Here is a 22,307-nt window from a genome sequence, read left to right as displayed (position 1 = left end):
AAAAAAACACGCACACTCATTTTATGAGAGTGTGCGTGTTTAATGTTTGATGGAGCCTAGGGGGATCGAACCCCTGACCTCATCGCTGCCAGCGATGCGCTCTCCCAGCTGAGCTAAGGCCCCAAGGAACGTAGCATACTCACGAAAGCTACAAACCATATTATAAAAGGTAAAGGTGGTTTATGCAACTAGTATTTAATTAAATAGATAGCCTAGTAGCCACCAACCTACTCCTGCAATAGTCCCTACAATAAAGGAGCTCATTACGAGTTCTTTTCTTAATTGTTTTTCTTTTGCAAAATCAAATATTAGCCATCCGCAAAAAACGGTAAAGCCGAAAATAACGGCAGTCATTCATTTATCCTCCAAAGTATAGATTTAATGATGTTTAATGTTTTGCTTCAAAATACATCGTCTAAAAAATATCATAACAAAATAGTTCTAATAATGACAATAGCAGTAGCTTGAAATAAAAGATCTAAAAGAAAGGGTTTTCAAACGTTTGTGTGGGAGCTATAATAGGGTATAAGTTAATAGTGATTTTAACGTCATAAGGGCAGTGTTTTAAATTATCTAGGATTTTTCTAGTGCTTTAAAAGGCTGTCCTTTTATTTCTTTTTCAAAGGAGGAAAACATGAATCATCAATATGTTTTATCAATAGACCAAGGAACAACAAGTACAAGAGCAATGATTTTTAATAAAAAAGGTGAAGTTGTTCATAGTGCACAAAGGGAATTTACTCAATTTTTCCCTCAAAGTGGATGGGTTGAGCATGATGCCAATGAAATATGGGGATCGACTCTTTCTGTTGTAGCCAGTGTCCTTTCAGAAGCGGAGATCAAGCCAGAAAGTATTAAAAGTATCGGCATAACGAATCAACGTGAAACAACGGTAGTGTGGGATAAGCAAACAGGAACACCTATTTACCCAGCTATCGTTTGGCAATCAAGGCAAACAAGTGAAATATGTGAACAATTAAAAGAAGATGGCTATGAAGATATAATTAAAGAGAAAACAGGATTATTAATCGACCCCTATTTCTCAGGAACTAAAATTAAATGGATTTTAGACCGTGTCGAAGGAGCAAGAGAAAGAGCTGAAAAAGGGGAGTTATTATTTGGTACCATTGATACTTGGTTAATTTGGAAGTGGACGGGTGGAAAAGCACATGTGACCGATTATAGCAATGCAAGTAGAACCCTCTTGTACAATATATACGAGCTAAGCTGGGATGAAGAATTACTAGAAATCCTCCAAGTACCTGACTCAATGCTACCAACGGTGAAGTCATCGTCTGAAATCTATGAATATACCGCTGACTATCATTTTTTTGGACAAAAAGTTCCAATTGCAGGAATTGCGGGTGATCAGCAGGCAGCGATGTTTGGCCAAATGTGCTTTGAAAGTGGAATGGTCAAAAATACATATGGAACAGGCTGTTTTATGCTAATGAACACAGGAAATAAACCAGTTCCATCCAAGAATGGTTTGCTTACAACTATTGCCTGGGGAATTGATGGGAACATAGAATATGCGTTAGAGGGAAGTATTTTTGTAGCAGGATCGGCTATTCAATGGTTAAGAGATGGTTTGAGATTAATAAAAGACGCTAAAGAAACAGAGAAATATGCACAGAGGGTAGATTCGACAGAGGGAGTCTATGTTGTTCCTGCTTTTGTAGGGCTAGGTACACCCTACTGGGTAAGTGATACTCGAGGAGCTATTTTTGGTTTAACGAGAGGGACCTCAAAAGAACACTTTGTAAGGGCAACGTTAGAATCGTTGGCCTATCAAACGAAAGATGTTCTTATTGCAATGGAAGAGGATTCTGGAATTGAATTAAAAAAGCTACGAGTAGATGGAGGAGCAGCCAAAAATCAATTCCTCATGCAGTTTCAAAGTGATTTATTGGATGTTCCTGTCGAAATGCCAGAAGTAAATGAAACGACAGCTTTAGGTGCGGCATATTTAGCTGGATTAGCTGTAGGTTATTGGGAAAGCCGAGAGGAAATATTAGAAAATTGGAAAATGGAGCATGCTTATAGCGCAAGTATGGATAACGAAACAAGAGCTCTATTATATAGTGGCTGGAAAAATGCAGTAGAAGCAACGATTCGTTTTAAGCCGTCTTCTTCCTAAAAGACTAGCTTTACGTCTTTTGAATAGGAGGAGCTAAGTCATTCTTCGTTTAAAGCTGCAAAATGATCTTGCTGTATTTTACTTTTCTATCCTATTTTAGTATTCTTTCTTTAAGAGATTTAATAGGGAGGCGGATTAGGGGACTATTCTGAAGGATAGATTTTCCCGGAGAAAAATGAGGAATTCAAAATTAAGAATGTTTGTTAATATAGTGTTAATTTTTTTGTCATTACTAATGGTTGATTGGCAGTTCAGTTCTTGGTTAGATTATGCGTTACTCACCGTTGCAATCTTGTTATTTATTATGGTGATTCTTAACTTTATTTATCTTGATAAAAAAGAAGAAAAATAGCAAGCTGAAGTTCATCTTCTTGCTTCATAGATTAGAATGGGGTTTAGTGGGTGGCGTTATATTAATCAGCTTCACTAGAGAGAGAGTTTCGCTATACTACTATATTCATAGTAGTAATCGCTTGTATTGACCCTTTAAGAGTCTCATCATGAGATTTTAAAAAACGAGTCGGATGGTAAAAATCAGACTCGTTTTTGCGTTCTCTCAAAGCGATTAAGAAAAATCATTTTATTTCATAGGTTGTTTTTTCGGTTATTTTACCGTTGGCATCATGGACAATTAGGTGGGTTTCTTTCTTTTGGGCGATTTCTCTAGCTCGTGAAATCGCTTCTTTTTTCGTTTCGAAGATAGCAGAAGGTTGCTTTGTAGTCTCTGCTTGTACGGCCCAACCTTTTTCATGAGTTAATACATGCTGACCTTTATTCATTAATTCAGGACGGCTATGTTCATTTTTTTGCTCACTTTGCAGTCTATCATTGGAGGCCTGCTTCATCTTGTTTTTTTCCTTTTTCGATGCATTTTCACTCCATTTTTTCGCTTGCTCAATCGAGATAGGGATCGCTTCTTCCTCTTTATAACCATCAGAAATCATCGAATTAGCGATTTCAATTGCTTTTTTACGAATAGGTGTTTCGAGCTTTTTAAAGGCTTGAGGATACTGATCTTTGTCCCAAGGCATTGTTTCACCTCCCTATAAAGAACCAATTCCCACAAACTCCCTTTTAAAAACGTACATGCGTCGTAAAAAAATGACCCTTACGGAAAAGGATCATTTCTTTTATGTAAAAAGCTTAGAGCTTATTGAGCTTTTTTTAGTTTTTGAGAAACGGGATTTTGTGCCAAATCCTTACTTTTATGAGTGATGTAGAAAGCAATTCCAGTTAACAAAATACCAGCTATTGCATTTCCGACAAGGACAGGAATTTGATTCCATAGCCACCAGTCAGCCATCGTTACATTGGCTCCTAGCATCATTCCAGCAGGGATTACAAACATATTGACAACCGCATGTTCGAAGCCTTGAGCAAAGAAAATAAATATTGGTAGCCACATTGCTAGTATTTTACCACTAGTTGAACTAGATGACATGGCCATGATTGCGCCAAATGCTACCATCCAATTACAGAGAATCGATTTCACCAGTAAGGTACCGAGTCCAGCCATGCCGAGCTCTGAATAGCCAATGGTTTTGGCTTCAGCAATCGATACAATAAGATTAAGCATTTCACCAGAATTTGATGTGCCAAATTGTGTAATGGTAAGAACGAATAATAAAGCATATAACAGACTTCCTAATAAATGACCAATAATGACCCAAAACCAGTTATTCAACATATTGGATATAGTCGCTTGACCATTTATCCATGCAGCTGGAATTAATGCAAAATTTCCGGTTACTAATTCTAACCCTAATAAAATAATCATAACAAAACCAACTGGGAAAATAAGTGCACCAATAAGTCCGATCCCGGTTTGAAGGTTGGCTGTAAATGCTAAGGTCGTTGCATATCCTAAAAAAACACCGGCTAGACCCCCTCGGATTAATAAATCTTTTATCGAAAGTTCAGATTTGGTTTTGCCCGCTTGAATCATCGTATCAACAATTTTATTCGGATTAACATTATCCAAATTCTCCACCCACTTCTCTGATTTTTTTAAATTTTCTATTTATTAAATATAAAGGTATTCTTTAATGACTCCTTGGTTTTCGTTATATTATCTACCGAGAAAATTAAAAATCCTTATTATATAAGGGTTTTCATCGTAAATTTTATTACAATACTTTTTTAAAATAGGAATGGATTATCTTGTTATATTTTCTAACGAGTTCCAACATTTAGAAGTTTGTTTCTGATAGCATGACATTATTAATTTATAAAAGGGGTCCAATTATGACTAAACAAGGAATGGTTTATTTAGTTGGGGCAGGTCCAGGTGATATTGAACTACTTACCGTCAAAGCCCAGCGCCTATTAAAGAAAGCGGATGTTGTTATTTTTGATCGCCTAGTTAATCCGTTTTTATTAGCTGACCTAAAAACGGACGTCAAACTTATTTATTGTGGTAAACAGCCCTGTAAACATTTACTTCGACAAGAGGATATTCAAACTGAAATGATTTTGCATGCAAAAAAAGGAAAAACCGTTGTTCGTTTAAAAGGTGGTGATCCTTCTGTATTCGGAAGAGTAGGTGAGGAAGCAGAATCATTAAAAAAGAATGGTATTACATTTGAAATTGTGCCAGGTGTAACGTCAGGAACAGCAGCTTCTATTTATGCAGGAGTGCCGGTTACGCATCGAGATCATTCAGGTTCTTTTGCAGTCGTAACCGCTCATCGAAAAACAGAGGATGGCAAGCCTGATGTAAATTGGAAATCGTTGGCCCAATCTGTAGATACCATTCTTTTCTATATGGGAATTAAGAAGCTTCATATAATTGCAGATGAACTAATAAAAAATGGGAAATCTAAAAATACCCCTGTTTTAGTTGTTCAATGGGGGACGTATAGTCGGCAGAAATCAGTAGAAGGAACCCTTTCAACGATTACAGATCAAGTGAACAATCACAACATTGAAAACCCTGCAATGATTATGGTTGGAGATGTTATTCAAACTCGCCAACAGGTTAGTTGGTTTGAACAAAAACCAATGTCTGGAATGAGTATTTTAATCCCATCAAAAACGAAAGAAAACCATGATTTAGCAGAAAAATTAAGTGAGCAAGGTGCAGATGTTTATGTAAAAGAGGTATGTGCTGTTTCTCAAAATTTCATTGATGAAAAAGATATGCTGCAAATGCTAGATGGAAACCGAGAAATCATCTTTTCTAATATGAAATCGTTCAAACAGTTTTTGCGACAGTTAGGAAATTTGAATATTGATATCCGTACGCTAACCAATCCAATGTTTGCTTTAAATAGCGATATTCAACTAGATTTGAAGCAGCTTGGATTACTGCTACCTCTTTATCAAAAGAAGCGTGCTGATCGTCCTTATTTTATTGATTCTATGACTAGAATGAGAGAATTGAAAATGAATATGCTTGTTGCCTTAACTAGAGCTTTAGAGGAAGGGCATGTGAATTCGATTATTTGTACGAGTAAAGAGGATGTACAGGATATCATTGCTTTTTTAAACAGAGCTCAAATAGGCTCGCTTGAATCTATAACTTTCATAGCAACTAGTAAACAAATAGAAGAATATGCTCGAACATTCCATTTGAATATGAAGGTCATTCAAGATGTAGAAGAATGTTTCAATAACATGGCTAGTAAGGGAGAGCATGTACCTATAGCCGTTAATGGTTAAGTATGCTTTTACTATTTTCAACACTTTTTATCAAGCTAAGATAAGTGGGAGAAACGCGATTTAAAAAGTGTGAATATTTTAAAAAAATAGACAAGGGAGCTGTTAAAGTTGAGAGAAAGAGTCGTTTTAATAGGGAATGGTATGGCTGGGATACGAACATTAGAAGAAATCATGAAGCAAGAGCCGAATCGTTTTCAATTTGTTGTATTTGGTGAAGAAAACCATCCGAATTATAATCGGATATTATTATCTTCTGTTTTACAAGGAGATGCGAATGTAAATGATATCGTACTTAATGATTACAAGTGGTATGAGCAGAATAACATTGAATTACATGTAGACGACCCGATTGTAGAAGTGGACAAAAAGAATCAGATAGTCATTAGTGCCAATGGGGTTAAATGTTCCTATGATCATTTAATTTTTGCAACAGGATCGAATCCATTTATGCTTCCTTTGCCAGGTTCAGAAAAAGAAGGGGTTATTGCTTTTAGAAATATTCGCGATTGTGAATCGATGATAGAAACAGCCAAATCCTACAAAAAAGCCGCTGTTATTGGGGGCGGATTACTAGGTTTAGAAGCCGCTCGCGGTCTATTAAATTTAGGAATGGAAGTTGATGTTATTCATATATCTGATTATTTAATGGAGAGACAGCTAGATGAAGACGCAGGAAAGATGCTAGAAAAAGAGCTGAAAAAACAAGGGATGCGCTTCCACCTTAATAAGCATACAGAAAAAATAATAGGAGGAAAGCGTGTAAAAGGACTAAAGTTTAAAGATGGATCTAGTATTCAAGCTGATTTAGTTGTTATGGCAGTAGGTATCCGACCTAATGTTGAATTAGCGGAAAAGGCAGGTCTTGATATAGGAAGAGCGATTTTGGTGGATGACCATATGGTAACAAATGAAAAAAATATCTATGCTGTAGGAGAATGTGCAGAGCATCGAGGAATAGTTTATGGTCTAGTAGCACCATTATACGAACAAGGAAAGCACTTGGCTGCTTACTTATGTTCAAGTGAGAAAAAGGGTGTACCAGGCTATCAAGGCTCTATCGTTTATACACAGTTAAAAGTTTCTGGTGTAGATGTGTTTTCTGCGGGAGAGTTTATGGATACTGAGGAGACAAAGTCGATCAGAGTTCATGATGAGTTTGAAGGTGTATTTAAAAAGGTTGTGGTTCGTGATCATCAAATTGTTGGAGCCGTCCTTTTTGGTGATACAGCTGACTCCCCTAGACTACTCTCAATGATGCGTTCGGGACAAGATATTTCAGAAATGAGTAAGGTCGCGATTCTTCCTTCAGAATCAAATAGTGCAAGTGGTGAATCTGTTGTTTTAACCATGCAGGATGATGAAACGATATGTGGATGTAATGGTGTAACAAAAGGCGATATTGTTTCTGCTATAAAGGATTTAGGCTTAAAGACAGTAAATGAAGTTAAGCAATGCACGAATGCTTCAAGGTCCTGTGGAGGCTGTAAACCTCAAGTAGCAGAGCTGTTAGCATTAACGACTGGTGAAAGTGCAGCTGATGTAAAGGAACCGATGTGTGGATGTACCAAGTATACACATGAAGAGGTCACCGCTTCTATTAGGGATATGGGACTCACTCATATTCGTGAAGTAATGAATGTTCTAGAATGGAGTAGTGATGCCGGTTGCTCGAAATGTCGCCCAGCACTCAACTATTATTTAGGACTAGTAAATCCTAGTATGTATATAGATGATAGTCATTCAAGGTTTATTAATGAACGAGTACATGCCAATATCCAAAAAGATGGTACCTTCTCTGTTGTACCACGAATGTATGGTGGTGTGACGGACTCAGAGCAATTAAGGAAAATAGCAGATGTGGCTGATAAATATAAAGTGCGATTATTGAAAGTAACCGGGGGACAACGAATTGATTTGCTCGGTGTTAAGAAAGAGGATTTACCAAGCATGTGGAAAGATTTAGGGATGCGCTCAGGCTATGCGTATGGTAAAACTCTTAGAACAGTCAAGACTTGTGTAGGAAAAGATTTTTGTCGATTCGGTACACAAGATTCTATTGGGCTTGGGATTGAGATAGAAAAGAAATATGAAGGCTTAAATACTCCTCATAAAGTTAAAATGGCTGTATCAGCTTGTCCAAGGAATTGTGCAGAATCCGGAATTAAGGATGTAGGAATTGTCGGTGTGGAAGGAGCTTGGGAGCTTTATGTGGCAGGTAATGGTGGAGTGGACTTACGAGGTGGAGAGCTTTTATGCAAAGTAAAGACCTCTCAAGAGGTTATAGATACGATTAGTGCCTTTTTACAATATTACCGAGAGCAGGCGAACTATTTAGAGCGTACCTCGCATTGGGTTGAGCGTGTAGGGTTAGATTCCATTAAAAAAGTCGTTTTAGAGGATCAAAAAGAGCGAGAAGCACTCATTGAAAGAATGGATATAGCCTTGGAAAATCATAAAGATCCTTGGACAGAAATTGTAGCTAGCGATGAGGTTCAAAAGGAATTATTCGAAAAGAAAAATGTTACCGTATAAAGAGGAGGGAGTATTCATGTCTGTACAAGCGAGTAAAAAAATATTTGTCATTAATCTAGACGAATTAAATGTTGGTTTAGGAAAGGTAGTGACCATTGATGGCAAAGAAATAGCTTTATTTCTACAAGAAAATGGTACGGTACATGCTATTGAGAATAGCTGCCCTCATAAAGGGGGACCACTGTCTGAGGGGATTGTAAGTGGTGAATTTGTCTTCTGTCCATTACACGACTGGAAAATTAGTACGAAAACTGGGATGGCAGAGGGAGCAGATGAAGGCTGTGTGACCTGTTTTGATATTGAAATAAATGGAGAACAGGTATTTGTAAATCTATAATCTTATCTATTAAAGAAAAAGTGAAATAGGGAGTTTCCCATTTCGCTTTTTTCTTCTTTTGGAATCCATTCAATTTTTTTACCGGGATTTATGCTGTGACGCTATTTCTCGCCATTTCCTTTAGTTCCAATCTTTTTTAAATATGAGCCTATTTATGTTATGTAAAATTGAAAATGACACTGATATAAATGTGGTAGAATAAACATATCTAAAAAATGGAGGGGCTATCATGACTATAGAGTCACAAAAAGATATCGATGGTCTACAGAAGGTTGGTCAAATTGTTGCGTTAACCATTCAAGAAATGAAACGTCAAGCAAGTGTTGGAATGAGCACAAAAGAGTTAGATGATATAGGTGGGCGCTTTTTAAAAAGTCATGGTGCTGTCTCTGCACCAAAGTTGACCTACAATTTCCCTGGATATACCTGTATTAGTGTAAACCATAATACGGCTCATGGAATACCTGGAGAACGGAAAATACGCGAAGGCGATTTGATAAACATAGATGTTTCGGCTGAACTTGAAGGATATTTTGCTGATGCAGGTCATTCTTTTACAATCGATTCGAACAGTCCTTCCTTAACTCAACTTTGTCAGCATACCCAACAGACATTAATGAAGGTTATTTCATCTCTTAAAGATGGAGTGAAGTTGAACGAAATCGGGAGAATGATTCAACGCGAGGCTCAAAAAGGCGGATACCAAGTCATTGAGAACCTATGTAGTCATGGAATAGGTAGAGCTCTACACGAGTATCCAAAGGAAATTCTACCCATTTATAATAAGCATGATAAGCGGGTGTTAAAAGAGGGAATGGTTTTAGCAATAGAGCCTATTTTATCTACAGGTGCTCATTATGTCATCGAACAATTAGATGGATGGACTTTGCGTGTTCCTGACAGTAGTTTCGCAGCGCAGCAGGAGCATACGATTATTATTACAAAAGATAAGCCGATTATATTAACCGTAGCTTAATATACCTAAAATCTCCCATGGAAATAAGGTGGAAATTGAAGGTTTTTTTATCCAAAGATCCTCTCGTTCATTAAAATAAATCCTTTTTGGTAGGCTGACTCATGTAGCGGAACTTGAAATATTGTCTAATCATAAATAATGAACAGGACCCTCCTTCTTCATTAAAAGAAGGAGGGTCCTGTGTTTTTGAAATACGTAATCTAGTGAATAACCGGGCACCTAACATGTGTCAAGCTCTTCATTTATACGTATATCCTACACTCTTCGTTTGCTTTTTAAAGAAAGTGAGCGGCAAGAAGAACAAAAGCGAGGAGGAGGCTTAAGTCGTGCCTCCAGTTAGCAGTTCAACTCAACCTCTTTATCTTATTCGCTTTTTCAAGCCCTCAATTTGATGACTTTTTATTTCATCAAAACGATCGTTATTAAATTTCTATTCCGAAATTTGTAGATAGATCGTTCATTTCGTTACGTAAATTTATACGTAAATGTTCTAACCATTGAGGTTCATGTTTCCACATCTCCTCTAAAGATCTAAGAATACGAACATAGCTATATAAGTTAGCAAAACGTTGAAAAGCTGGTGCAGCAACCAAGGTTTGCTCTGAAAACTCAAATTCGGTAGAATATCCACTCAAGAAGCATTGAGTCTTTTGTTCAATCTTCTCTAAAGATATACAGTCTTTCAAACAATTAAGTGCTTTTTCAATGTCCATTCCATACCAATGATACATCATATCATCAAAATCAATGACTTGGCAGCTTTTCGTTACTTCATCATAAAAAACATTATCGTATTCAAAATCGTAATGAATAAGACCATACGTTTTTTTAGAGATAGGAAGAGTGTTAAAATAGTCTTGCAGTAAATGGGCTTCTTTTTTTGCCAGTATTTCATTAGGGAAATCTGATAACGTATCTGATATCCAATTTAGCACATCATGATGTGACCAGCGTTTGTATTGGGGTGAGCTATATTCACTAGATAATTGATGTAATCTCCCTAATGCTTTTCCGTAGCTAAAGATAATATCATCATTTAAATCCGTTTTATTCAATTGCATCCCAGCTACTCGTTTAAATACAGATGCATAATATTCTCCCCAGGGTGTTTTTATTTTTAGGAGAGTTTCATTTTGACTAGAAGGGACGACTTGTAAGGCACCATATTCTTTTGATAAAAGATAGGAAATGAACTCGAATTCAGCGAATAAATGAGTTTCACGTTTCTCCGAGATAGGGGCAAACCTTAAAAAGTGAACACTTCCCTCTGCCTCAAATGGATAAATGGCATTTGAGGATATTCGATAATACTTAAATAAATCAAGCGATTTTGTTTGAAAGTTCCAGTTTGCTAATAACATATTAGCTAAATCTTCATTATAAAAAAGGTATTTTAATTTTAACATGTGTAATCTCCTTTATTGGTTCATAATGGTCATAAACAGCCTTCAACTGCTTATAAAGAAAAAGGCTCACTCACTCCTCTCCATTATTTAGTCTCAATAAAGTCATTCCTTAAAAATCTCTTCGCTTTTTAGCCCACAAAAAAACCACAGAGTAAGTACTTAACCCTGTGGAAAAATCCCATAGAAATGCTAAAAAAGCTCCATTCTAACTAAAAATATGATCAAACCGTCCGAATGGGTGAGAAGCAATACATATGAAATCCAAGGTTATCCTTCATTGATTTAGTCATTGCGTAAACTCACCCCTTTCCTTTAAGTACTATGATTATATCAACTTCTAAAACTTTATACAATCTTTTATTGGAAAATATATGAACTAATTTCTTTTAATGACAACGGATTGATTAGGTTTTGATTTACACTTTAGGTAGGTGCTTTCCCAAGGGCTTGTTTTCAGCTAACTCTGACTACGCTGGGCTTCGTCAGAGTGGATCTTCAAACGGCGCTTATCCTTTGGGAGTCACTACCTGCCGTTTCAATCAAAGAGATGGTTCATAAGCATTTAATACATCTTTATAATGAAAACGGAACGATTAGGTGTTTGATTTCCACTTTAGGTAGATGCTTTCCCAAGGGCTTGTCTTCAGCTAACTCCGACTACGCAGGGCTTGTCAGAGTAGATCTTCAAACGGCGCTTATCCTTTGGGAGTCACTACCTACCGTTACAATCATCGAGTGAATTTGCAAACATTCAGTACATTTTAATAATAAATGTTTGGTTTTATTCGCTTATAAAGCAATGATGAAAATGGACTCATATACTATAAATTTTTTTTTTGAAAACGACCAACACTTTTATTCGCTTAAACGTTATCTATATGAAAGCTGCTAAAATAAAAGAAAAAGACAATCGGGAATTAGGTGGAGTACTTGGATGAACTGTATGAGGATTTAAAAAGTGATTTAATTCGTTTTGCATATTCCATTGCCGATCAAAAACAGGAAGGAGATGATTTGGTTCAAGATGCGTTAGAAAAGGCTTTTTATCAAAAAGAGTTGCTTTCTTGGCCACGGTATAAACAAAAAGCATGGTTTTATCGAGTGATGAAAAATCAGTTAATTGATTCGAAGAGAAAGAGTAAACGAGAAGTTGAGCTTGATGAATTTTATGAGCAAAATTGGGTGATGCCCCCAGTTACTTCAATAGAAATGGTTGAAATGTTAAAAAGACTACCTAAAATCCAAAGTGATATTGTCTTTAAACGGTATTGGATTGGCTTAAATAGTAAAGAAATTGCCTCTAAAATAGGAATTTCAGCTTCAACAGTTCGATACCATCTTTCTTTAGCTATTCAAACTTTAAGGGATTATTTTGAGGAGGAATTATAATGGGTCAAAAAATTGGAAATATCGGTGAGTTAAATATGATACAGGCTACAGAAGAGAGCATTCAACAAATTGAACGTATTAATAATGTTGGTTCTGTTATTTGTACGCCAAAAACGGTCAAATTACTTTCACAAATGAAAATTGAAAATATAGGGTCGACCATTGTAGTTGAGGAAGATTGGCAGCTTATTAAGGGGTTATTTATTCTCGATGACCATTATATTGAAAGTGCTAGTGAGCATTCAGTCGTATTTATACAAGGAGTTTTGCTTGTAGACAATGAAATAAGCGTGGATTCATTACAGAAATGTCAAACTGAATTTGTCGTTATGGGAGCTGTTTACACTCCTAAACATATAAAAGGAGCTGTACAGACAAAAATCAAAAAGATAACAGGAGGAATCATTGAATTTGATGGGAAGCAGCCCTTTATTCAATCAGGAAAGATTGAACTAGATGAAGGCTTTTTGCAATCATTAGAATTGGATGAAAATATATTAGTTAATGGAACCTTAACTTTATCTAATAATGTTGATATCGATACGTTTTATTCTAAAATAAACCGTCTTGATGTAAATGGAGTTTTATTTTTGACAAAGGAACAACAATCTATATTAGGGAAAAAAATAACCGTAAATGGTAAAACGGTCATTATTCCAACGGGTTATCAGAAAATCGATTCAAAGCTACAGTTACACAATCGATCTATTAAGCGATTTAAGCAAGCTGCTATTTATACGAAAAAACCGATTCTATTAGCTGAAAACATAACAAGAGAACAATTTCAACAGGCGTTTCGTTCCATTCACTCTCTTTCTTTTATTATTTGCCATGAGAGTATTGAAGATTTAGTATATGAAGCATTAGATTCCTTTGAAACGGAGGTGTTTAGCTACCAGGAGCACTATCGATTCATTGAAAAGGAGAACTGGACGAAGAGGGAAGTTGAGTTATTAGAACCAAATACAACGATTATTGTCAATGGTCAATGGTCTATTGAAGAGGAGTTTGATGAAGAGCTCTTAAATAAGAACATAGTCATTGAATTGAAGGGAACGATTTATACGCCTAATGAGTCCATGAAGCATTATGTGCAAAAAAATATTCAAACTCAAAATGGAAGTGTCTATAGTCATCTAAAACAAGAGGATCAATATGATTTAGATAATATTGGCGAATTATTGATTTAGGTGCTAGGAAATATGGATGATTTTTTTCAATCGCTTGTTCGCCAAAGGCAAAATGATATTAAGGAACAAACAAAAACGGAATATTTATTAAAGGAACAACGAAAGAGTCAAACAATTAATCGACTTTGGGATATACCGGGATATGGGAGATTGTTTGCGTCTTATAGTATTTCTACTATCGGACAGTGGTTTGATATGGTCGCACTAATGATTATATTCGGTTATGTATGGGTTGTCGAACCCTTTATGCTGGCACTTATTCCTGTTGCCTTCGGACTGCCTCAAGCTCTCTTAACTCAGTTTGCTGGTGTACTGATTGAGAAGGTTAATAAAATCAAGCTAATTATGATCGCTGATAGTTTGACCGTTATTTTAACGGTTGCGCTTTTCTTTGCACCATCACCAGCCATTGCCATTTTACTAATTGCCATTAGAGCCTCTATTAATGTCGTTCATTATCCGACTCAGCAAAGCTTAATCAGACAGCTTGTTCCAGAAGCTTTGCGAGTAAAAGCCATTACCTGGAATGGAGGATTGAACCAGTCCGCTAAGGTCATTGCACCTTTAATAGGAGGCTCTCTTATTACGATTATGCCAGCTCACTATTTATTATGGGTGACTGCCTCGGCTTTCTTGATTTCCGTATTTTTGCTAGTAAGTATTGTCAAAGTGTTACCAATTAAAGCCGCTCCTAAAGGTCAAGAATTAAGACAAGCGGAATCCTTTTGGAAGCAGTGGAGAGAAGGGTGGAGTTACGTTTTTAAGCAAAGGTTGCTTAGCGTAACGATTTCCATAACGATTGTTGGTATGATGATTATTCAACTAATTGATGTTCAATTTCCGATTTTATTTCGTGAATTAAGACCAACAGAACCAGAGATTGTTACTTGGATCATTGCATCTGTTGGAATTGGATCAGTTACTACCTTGCTCATTCTTAATCGATTTTCAGAATTCAAGAATATTCAGATTTGGTTAGCTGTCTCATTATCACTGATTGGTGTAAGTTTTTTAGGCCTATCTGCCATCTCCACTTATTTTGTTATTATAATTCCGATTATTTTGGGATTTTTAATAGGTATTGGAACGGCGATTTCATTAGTAATTTCGAATTATGTGATCACAACCGTACCTTCTACTGATAAAGTGAGTAGTGTTTCAGGAATATTCCAAAGCTTAATGAGTACAACGGTTTTTGTTGCCCCATTAATAGGTGCATTTTTTATTCAAATGACAAGTGTTCAATTAACCTTTCTTTTTTGTAGTTGTTTGCTATTAATGACCGCTCTTATTACATTTCTAGAAAAAGCTTTTTCTTGGAAACGAAAAAAGCTTAAAGTCTTCCCCCATTCATAATGAAGTTTCTTTTGGAACAAAAGCTATTTTTAGATAGTCTGTAATGGATGTATAAACAAATAACGAACAGGACCTTCCTTCTTATAAACAGAAGGAGGGTCCTGTTGCATTTGTAGATTCTCTATGAGAATACGTAATCAAGTGTGCGCAAGACACGGAGACCTCAGTAGGATGAAGTGGCCATACCAAAATCGACTTTTAAAAAAAGGTAGTTTGGCAGCTCCGATCTTACGCGAAGAGACTTGGGGTTACGAACAGCCGGAGCCCCTATAATAATTGAAAAATAATGGTTAATCCTATTTATGATTAAATTTCATATTTATGGATATAATCTCAATAAATAATTTTAGGGAATCGAAATAAATAGATAGAAACTTTTAAGCATTTGGTTTAATCTAATAAAGTACTCTTATGTGTAGAGGATTTTAATGGCTTTTTTATGAGCTACATATTTATGAAAATCAAACATAAGCAGGAAAAAGAATAGATTTTATAATGCTAGGAGTTTTTTTAGATGAATCAAATTCACAAACCAACGATCGTAGCTTTACTTTTGGCTGGATCCTTTATTGCGATATTAAACCAAACGCTTATGATTACAGCGATTCCGCAAATTATTGTAGAAATGGGTGTCACTCCTAATAGTGCTCAATGGCTTACTACCGTATTTATGCTGGTTAATGGAATTATGATACCAGTGAGTGCTTTTTTAATAGAGAGGTTCACAACAAGACAATTGTTCTTATCCGCTATGACTATATTTGCTATCGGAACTTTAGTGGCAGGTCTTGCGCCAACCTTTGAAATTTTATTAGTAGGAAGAGTCATACAATCATTAGGTGCTGGCGTTATGCTACCGTTAATGACAACTGTATTTTTATTAATATTCCCGATTGAAAGAAGGGGTTCTGTTATGGGGCTAATAGGATTAGTCATATCCTTTGCTCCAGCAATTGGTCCTGCTTTTTCTGGCTGGGTTACAGGTAATTTTTCGTGGAGAATTCTCTTTTTTATCATTTTACCAATTGCCATTATTGATATTATAATTGCTTTCTTCGCCTTAAAAAATGTAACAGAGTTAAAGAAGCCAAAGGTCGATTTTATTTCTATTATCCTATCTTCTTTTGGCTTTGGTGGACTTTTATTCGGTGTTACAAATGCAGGGAATTTTGGTTGGGGAGCCCCTATAACCTTTATAACACTTGCTGTCGGAGCTATATCGATTACCGCTTTTATTCTAAGACAATTACGTTTGAAACATCCAATGCTTGAATTTCGAGTCTTTACTTATTCGATCTTTCCTTTTGCCGTTTTTATTGGCTCCATTACGTTTATGAGTCTAATTGGTGTGGAAACTTTAATTCCATTATATATGCAAAACATGCGTGAATTTACTGCCTTTGAAGCAGGAATGGCGATGCTTCCCGGCGCTCTTGTAACGGGATTTTTAGCGCCAATTGTTGGTAGAATTTTTGATCGAATAGGGGCTAGATGGCTCGTTTTACCGGGGTTAATCATTATTACATTAGCGACGATTCCTTTTATATTCCTTGATACGAATACAACATTTACATTTATTACGGTAATATACGCAGTGAGGATGCTAGGGCTTGCACTCATTATGATGCCCATTCAAACAGCCGCATTAAACCAATTACCAAAAGAATTAATTCCTCACGGCGCGGCTATGGATGGGACGATGAGAATGACGATGTCTTCTGTGGGAACAGCTATTTTAGTAACGATTATGACTACTGTTGAGACAAATGTGGCGGGAACGGAGAGTATTGTTAATCCTGCTATTTTCGGTGTGAATATTTCTTTCTTAGTCATAGCTGTACTGGCATTATTAACCTTCGTATCTTATTTCTTTATTAAATTTGATAAGCGGAATTCAGTATCCTCTTAAATTATGCTATTAGTCTTCTAAAATAGATAAAGTTGAAGAAATAAGGAAAATCATATGTTTTTAAAGGGGCGATTACAAGTTGTGGTGGTCTCTTTCTTTTAGAAAGCATATAATAATAAAAGGAACCAATCGTTAAAGAATATTCAAAAAAACTAAAAAATAATGGAAACGATATAACATTGATTGCCTATAATATATAATGGAGATTATGAATTTTAGATGTAGGAGAATTTAAATGAATAATACGGTTTATAAAGATTTACTTTCAATATTAAAAAATGATGAGAATATTAAAATCAATCAGTCTTTAAGCTATTATACTTATACAAAAACGGGTGGACCAGCGGATGTGATTGTTTTTCCGACTTCTATTGAACAAGTCCAACAAATTTACATGTATACTTTGGAAAATCAATTACCTTTGACGATTTTAGGAAATGCTTCTAATTTGATTATTAAAGATGGAGGAATTAGAGGCGTCGTCATGATTTTGACTGAAATGAAGCAAGTAAACCGAGATGGCTATGTAATAAAAGCACAAAGTGGTGCAGCGATCATTAATGTTTCACGATTCGCATTAGAGCATTCCTTAACAGGCTTAGAGTTTGCTTGTGGAATTCCTGGCTCTATTGGTGGAGCTCTTTATATGAATGCAGGTGCTTATGGTGGTGAAGTGTCTGATGTCTTAGTAGAAGCTTCAGTGCTAACAAAAGAAGGTCAGTTAAAAACGATTTCTGCTGATCAACTGGAATTAGGTTATCGTACTAGTAATATTGAAGCCAATGGCTATCTTGTTCTAGAAGCTACCTTTAGACTTACGGAAGGTAATCCCGCAGAAATTAAAGCGAAAATGGATGAGCTTACTTTTTTAAGAGAGTCAAAGCAACCATTAGAATATCCTTCATGTGGTAGTGTGTTTAAAAGGCCACCTGGCCATTTTGCTGGTAAATTGATTCAAGACAGTCATTTACAAGGTAAACGTATTGGTGGGGCTGAAGTCTCTACAAAGCATGCTGGTTTTATTGTAAATGTTGATGGGGCAACTGCTACGGACTATTTAGAGTTAATTGCCCATGTTCAAAATGAAGTAAGAAATAAATTCAGTGTAGAGCTTGAAAGAGAAGTTCGAGTCATTGGAGAGGATAGAGATATTATCTCATCTTAATAAGACTTAATCGGTTTAAGCTAGGCTCTGGGTATTGAACAGAGAGTGAAGGTTGAGGTGTTATAAATGAGAAATGCAAAATTAGGTTCCGTTCTTTTTTATTTCTGCTGTGGAGTAGTGCTTTTCTTTCATTTAATTACCTTATTTTTCTTTGTTTCTCTGTATTTTTCGGGCAACTAGTCATTGTGTTATTGGCTATGATAGTGATAAGAGAAGTTTCATTAAAGAAAAAAAGTGTGGAGACCTTAACGGCACTCCACGCTTTTATACTTTTATTTATATTCTGGTAACCACTCACCGTGAGCTTCAATTAAATCATCACAAAGACGAATAGTATCATCCATAGATAACTCCGCATTTGTATGTGGATCTAGTAATGCAGCTTGATAAATATGCTCCTTCTTTTTTGTAACAGCAGCTTCTATCGTAAGTAGCTGTGTATTAATATTCGTTCTATTTAAGGCAGCTAATTGTTCTGGGATTTCACCAACATAAGTAGGAGTAATTCCACTACGATCGGCAATGCAAGCAACCTCTACACATGCTTTTGTAGGTAAGTTCGAAATTAGTCCCCCGGTATTTAATACATTCCCTCCGAATTTAAATACATGGTTAGTCTCAATAGCCTCAATAATTCTTGAACCATATTCATGAGAGCGAGTGTGAGTCAAATTCGTGTTGCCAACGAGATCATTACGCATTTTTTTCCAGCCTTCTATTTGCGCCACGCATCTTCTTGGGTATTCATCAAGAGGAATATTGAATTTCTCAATAAGCTCCGGATATTGACTTTTAATAAAATAAGGATGATATTCAGCGTTGTGTTCAGAAGATTCAGTCACGTAGTAGCCGAATTTATCCATCAATTCAAAACGAACCATATCGTGATGCTTCTCTTTTTGCTTTTCCTTAGCTCTTCTTTTAATTTCCGGATATAAATCTTTTCCATCTTTTTTAACTTCTAATAACCAAGCCATATGATTAATTCCAGCAATTTTTTCTTCAATTCCTTCGTGCTCCATTTCAAGTGCTTGGAAAAGGTGACTCGTACAAATTTGTACACTATGACAAAGGCCGACGGTTTGAATATTTGTATAACGTAGCATCGCGCCAGTCAAAGCTGCCATAGGATTTGTATAATTTAATAAAAGGGCATCAGGACATACTTCCTCCATATCTTTAGCAAAATCAAACATGACAGGGATGGTACGTAGACTTCTAAATAATCCGCCAATTCCAATGGTATCTCCTATCGTTTGCCTCAATCCATATTTTTTAGGAATTTCGAAATCTATCACGGTGCTAGGCTGATATCCACCAATTTGAACCGCGTTAATGACATATTTAGCTCCTGATAACGCTTCCTTTCGATCGGAGTAAGCTCTAACATTAATGCTCTGATTATAAGATTGACTTAAATTTTGAAGCATTTGCTCTGAATCCTTTAATCGTTCATGATCAATATCGAAAAGAGCAAATTCAAAACCATCCAAAGCTTCTACAAACATACAATCACCTAATACATTCTTGGCAAAAACCGTACTTCCTGCTCCTATAAAGGTAATTTTATTCATTCTACATTCCTCCCAAAGGTAAAAAAATGTTATTTGAAAATGTTTATTTATCCTTTATAATCACAATAAATGATTGTATTCATGCGATCAATGGTAATATGCTGTGAAAGGATGGTAATATATTGTGGTGAAAAATCGACCGTTTGAAATTATTGGCTTTCGTTCAAAAGATCACTATGCTGAACCACTCGTACATATTTTCTCGATAGGGATGGAGCAACAAGTGGATAGTAGCTACAGTTGGAACGGACTAGAGAGAAAAGAAAAGGATATTTTTATCTTTCAATATACGATATCAGGTGAAGGGAAAATTCGAGTAGGAAATAATGTATATTCGCAAAAAAAAGAACATGGCTTTTTTGTTCATGTTCCTAGTGATCATTGTTATTTTATTCCCGAGGATTCTAATCATTGGGAATTTATATTTATTACATTAACAGGTCAGGTTGTCGAGCAAACCTTCCAAACGATTTACCAGAAAATGGGTCATGCTTCTTATATTCCTTACGATAACCCTTTAATACAAAGATTATTTTCTATATACGATCAAGCTCTTACCCATTCTTTAGATGCCTATCAGCTGTCAGGAGAAGCCTATTTATTTTTAATGGAATGCTTAAGGTATATTCATCGATTTAATCAAGATATATCTCTTCCACCTGCTATTAATCAAGCAAAGGAATACATTGAAAAAAATTATCACATGCCATTGTCTGTTGGCGATATTGCTGAAGAAGTTGGTTTATCTAAGTACTATTTAATTAAACAGTTTGGTGAATCAATGAATGGTACACCCATTCAGTATCTTAATAAAGTCAGAATAAAAAAATCGATTCAGCTTTTAAAATATAGTGAGCTTTCCATAAAAAAAATTGCCGTTAAAGTTGGTTTTACAAATGATAATTATTTCAACAAGGTATTTAGAAAGGTAGTCGGAGTCTCACCTGGTGAGTTTAGACAACACAAGCATACGATCTCGATAGATCGCTTGATTATTCATTAACAATGAAGCTGCATTTTAAAGCATCAAAGAATCTATTTACAAAACATAGAAAAAGACAGATAGAAAGTGGGCAGTAGTACCGAGCATGATAAATATATGAAAAATCTCATGAAATCCAAAGTACTTAAATTCAAAAACCTTTGGCTTCAGCCAGTAAATGATTCCACCTATTGTATATAAAAACCCACCGAAAATTAATAAAAAGAGTCCCATCGTGTTTAAATTCTGAGTTAAAGGCGAAAATGCAAAGATAATAATCCAGCCCATCGCGATATAAATCGAGGTTGAAAGCCATCTAGGGCAATTAAACCATACTAATTTAAAGACGATTCCAAATACGGCTAATGTCATGACAATCGAGAAAATCGTCCAACCTGTTGCTCCTTCTAATGCAATCAGGCAAAAAGGTGTATAAGATCCGGCAATTAATACAAATATCATCGAGTGGTCGATTTTTCTCAAGAAAGCTATCACTTTATCTTTTGCCATCACCATATGATAGGTTGCAGATGCAGCGTAAAGGAGAATCATACTTGTGCCAAAAATAATGACGGCTGCTATAGCTATAGGAGAGGCTGTTGTTAAAGATGCTTTAATGACCATCGCCAATAATGCGACAAAAGATAAAATAGCACCAATTAAATGAGTAATACCGTTAATAGGTTCTCTTATATATGTAGACATGTAAACACTCCTTTATGTTTATGTAGTATTGATAACTACATAGAATGATACCTGCATATCTACATGTAGTCAAGTTATTTATTTGTTGTCATGTGATGTGTTATATTTATGGTAAACTATAGTAGAGTCATTTATTTACATGGAAGGTGAGTTTGAAATGGAAAAGATAAAAGAAATCATTAATCAATTAGAAATGAATCAGCAAATAAAAGCAGAAGATATTCCAGATTTGGATTTGTATATGGATCAAGTCATCCAACTTTTTGAACGAAATTATGCAACCTCTAAAAGAAAAGAAGATGAGAAAATTTTAACGAAAACGATGATTAATAATTATGCTAAAGGAAAACTTTTTTTCCCGATAAAAAACAAACGCTATTCCAAAGAACATATTCTATTAATTAATTTAATTTATCAGTTAAAAGGTGGACTCACACTTCATGATATTAAACTCACCTTAGAGGGCTTAAATGATTTACAAAGTGAAGGAGTATTAGACTTAGAAACCTATTATGAAACATACCTAACCGTCTTAGAAAACAATACAGAAGAATTCAAGGATGAGCTGCAGGAAAAGCTTCATTCTGTTGAAAATGAAATGAAGAAGATCGATTCCCATCAAGAGGAATTAAAGAATGTCTTAACGATATTGTCTTTTGTTCATATGAGTAACCTATACAGAAAAACAGCAGAGAAGCTTATCGATCAGTTATTGCTAGCCAACAAAGAAGATGAGTAAAGCTGTAATAAGAAAACGCTGCTTTTGGTTTAAGGTATTATTATTTTCAAAAGGAAATAGGAAGGGTTTAAATCATCAAATTAGAGAAACTTGAAATGATGTGTAATGGATGCAAACATCAATAACGAACAATGAACCCTCCTTCATGGTGAAGTGCCCCCTGTCAAGTAGACAGTGGAAATAATAAAAAATGTTTAAGCGGCTTTAGCTCTATATTCCATAGGGCTAAGGCCGTTTAATCGTTTTT

Annotated in this window: 18 protein-coding genes and 1 tRNA gene; 12 read left to right on the top strand and 7 right to left on the bottom strand. The window is 35.6% G+C overall.

What is annotated here, in order from left to right; translation table 11 throughout:
- Positions 1-50 precede the first annotated feature (50 nt).
- A tRNA-Ala gene (locus AZF04_RS12210) sits at positions 51-123 on the bottom strand.
- A gap of 72 nt (positions 124-195) precedes the next feature.
- Entirely contained in the window at positions 196-354 is a 159-nt protein-coding gene (locus AZF04_RS21430) for a hypothetical protein (RefSeq protein WP_169802524.1), read from the bottom strand.
- A 280-nt stretch (positions 355-634) separates the two neighbouring features.
- Here AZF04_RS21430 and glpK point away from each other — a divergent pair, with 280 nt between their 5' ends.
- Positions 635-2,140, top strand: a complete 1,506-nt coding sequence (glpK, locus tag AZF04_RS12205) for a glycerol kinase GlpK (protein ID WP_061948966.1) — start codon at positions 635-637, stop codon at positions 2,138-2,140.
- Positions 2,141-2,715: 575 nt separating this feature from the next.
- Here glpK and AZF04_RS12200 read toward each other — a convergent pair.
- Entirely contained in the window at positions 2,716-3,171 is a 456-nt protein-coding gene (locus tag AZF04_RS12200) for a DUF2188 domain-containing protein (protein WP_061948965.1), read from the bottom strand.
- Positions 3,172-3,290: 119 nt separating this feature from the next.
- Positions 3,291-4,121, bottom strand: coding sequence for a formate/nitrite transporter family protein (locus AZF04_RS12195; RefSeq protein ID WP_045482723.1), 831 nt, complete (start codon positions 4,119-4,121; stop codon positions 3,291-3,293).
- A gap of 263 nt (positions 4,122-4,384) precedes the next feature.
- On the opposite strand from AZF04_RS12195, the gene cobA reads away from it, so the two are divergent.
- The 4 genes from cobA (at position 4,385) to map (ending at position 9,645) form a co-directional block, all read left to right on the top strand.
- Complete coding sequence (cobA, locus tag AZF04_RS12190) at positions 4,385-5,800, top strand: uroporphyrinogen-III C-methyltransferase (protein WP_064504132.1); 1,416 nt, start codon at positions 4,385-4,387, stop codon at positions 5,798-5,800.
- A 108-nt stretch (positions 5,801-5,908) separates the two neighbouring features.
- Entirely contained in the window at positions 5,909-8,332 is a 2,424-nt protein-coding gene (gene nirB / locus AZF04_RS12185) for a nitrite reductase large subunit NirB (RefSeq protein ID WP_082795386.1), read from the top strand.
- A 16-nt stretch (positions 8,333-8,348) separates the two neighbouring features.
- A complete protein-coding gene (gene nirD, locus AZF04_RS12180) occupies positions 8,349-8,669 on the top strand; it encodes a nitrite reductase small subunit NirD (protein WP_045482720.1) in 321 nt (106 codons plus the stop codon).
- A 229-nt stretch (positions 8,670-8,898) separates the two neighbouring features.
- Positions 8,899-9,645 carry a type I methionyl aminopeptidase gene (map, locus tag AZF04_RS12175; protein ID WP_061948964.1) on the top strand — a complete coding sequence of 249 codons (747 nt, stop codon included), beginning with the start codon at positions 8,899-8,901 and terminating at the stop codon, positions 9,643-9,645.
- 422 nt (positions 9,646-10,067) lie between these two features.
- On the opposite strand, the gene AZF04_RS12170 is transcribed toward map, so the two are convergent.
- Positions 10,068-11,051, bottom strand: coding sequence for a phosphotransferase enzyme family protein (locus tag AZF04_RS12170; RefSeq protein ID WP_061948963.1), 984 nt, complete (start codon positions 11,049-11,051; stop codon positions 10,068-10,070).
- Positions 11,052-11,972: 921 nt separating this feature from the next.
- Here AZF04_RS12170 and AZF04_RS12165 point away from each other — a divergent pair.
- From AZF04_RS12165 to murB, 5 genes are all read left to right on the top strand, one after another.
- Positions 11,973-12,440, top strand: a complete 468-nt coding sequence (locus AZF04_RS12165) for an RNA polymerase sigma factor (protein WP_064504130.1) — start codon at positions 11,973-11,975, stop codon at positions 12,438-12,440.
- Entirely contained in the window at positions 12,440-13,630 is a 1,191-nt protein-coding gene (locus tag AZF04_RS12160; protein ID WP_061948961.1) for a hypothetical protein, read from the top strand. The genes AZF04_RS12165 and AZF04_RS12160 overlap by 1 nt, the downstream gene beginning before the upstream one ends.
- Before the next feature lie 12 nt (positions 13,631-13,642).
- Positions 13,643-14,986, top strand: a complete 1,344-nt coding sequence (locus tag AZF04_RS12155) for an MFS transporter (protein ID WP_061948960.1) — start codon at positions 13,643-13,645, stop codon at positions 14,984-14,986.
- A gap of 514 nt (positions 14,987-15,500) precedes the next feature.
- On the top strand, positions 15,501-16,895 hold the full coding sequence (locus tag AZF04_RS12150) for a DHA2 family efflux MFS transporter permease subunit (RefSeq protein WP_061948959.1): 1,395 nt from the start codon (positions 15,501-15,503) through the stop codon (positions 16,893-16,895).
- A 235-nt stretch (positions 16,896-17,130) separates the two neighbouring features.
- Positions 17,131-18,060: a UDP-N-acetylmuramate dehydrogenase gene (gene murB, locus AZF04_RS12145; RefSeq protein ID WP_061948958.1), complete on the top strand. Its 930-nt coding sequence runs from the start codon at positions 17,131-17,133 to the stop codon at positions 18,058-18,060.
- A gap of 272 nt (positions 18,061-18,332) precedes the next feature.
- Here murB and melA read toward each other — a convergent pair whose 3' ends face one another.
- A complete protein-coding gene (gene melA, locus AZF04_RS12140) occupies positions 18,333-19,634 on the bottom strand; it encodes an alpha-glucosidase/alpha-galactosidase (protein WP_061948957.1) in 1,302 nt (433 codons plus the stop codon).
- Positions 19,635-19,758: 124 nt separating this feature from the next.
- On the opposite strand from melA, the gene AZF04_RS12135 reads away from it, so the two are divergent.
- Positions 19,759-20,637 (top strand): AraC family transcriptional regulator, encoded by an 879-nt coding sequence (locus AZF04_RS12135; protein WP_061948956.1) that lies wholly within the window; start codon positions 19,759-19,761, stop codon positions 20,635-20,637.
- A 36-nt stretch (positions 20,638-20,673) separates the two neighbouring features.
- Here the strand turns inward: AZF04_RS12135 and trhA are convergent, their stop codons facing one another.
- The gene (trhA, locus tag AZF04_RS12130; RefSeq protein WP_061948955.1) at positions 20,674-21,321 is read right to left on the bottom strand and encodes a PAQR family membrane homeostasis protein TrhA; all 648 of its coding nucleotides are present in this window, start codon (positions 21,319-21,321) and stop codon (positions 20,674-20,676) included.
- A gap of 157 nt (positions 21,322-21,478) precedes the next feature.
- On the opposite strand from trhA, the gene AZF04_RS12125 reads away from it, so the two are divergent.
- The gene (locus tag AZF04_RS12125) at positions 21,479-22,060 is read left to right on the top strand and encodes a DUF1836 domain-containing protein (protein WP_061948954.1); all 582 of its coding nucleotides are present in this window, start codon (positions 21,479-21,481) and stop codon (positions 22,058-22,060) included.
- The last annotated feature ends 247 nt before the right edge of the window (positions 22,061-22,307 follow it).

The organism is Alkalihalobacillus trypoxylicola (assembly GCF_001590785.1).
Classification (GTDB): Bacteria; Bacillota; Bacilli; order Bacillales; family Bacillaceae_D; genus Alkalihalobacillus; species Alkalihalobacillus trypoxylicola.
Note: the sequence above shows the minus strand (reverse complement) of the source record. Positions and strands in the feature narration are given on the sequence as shown.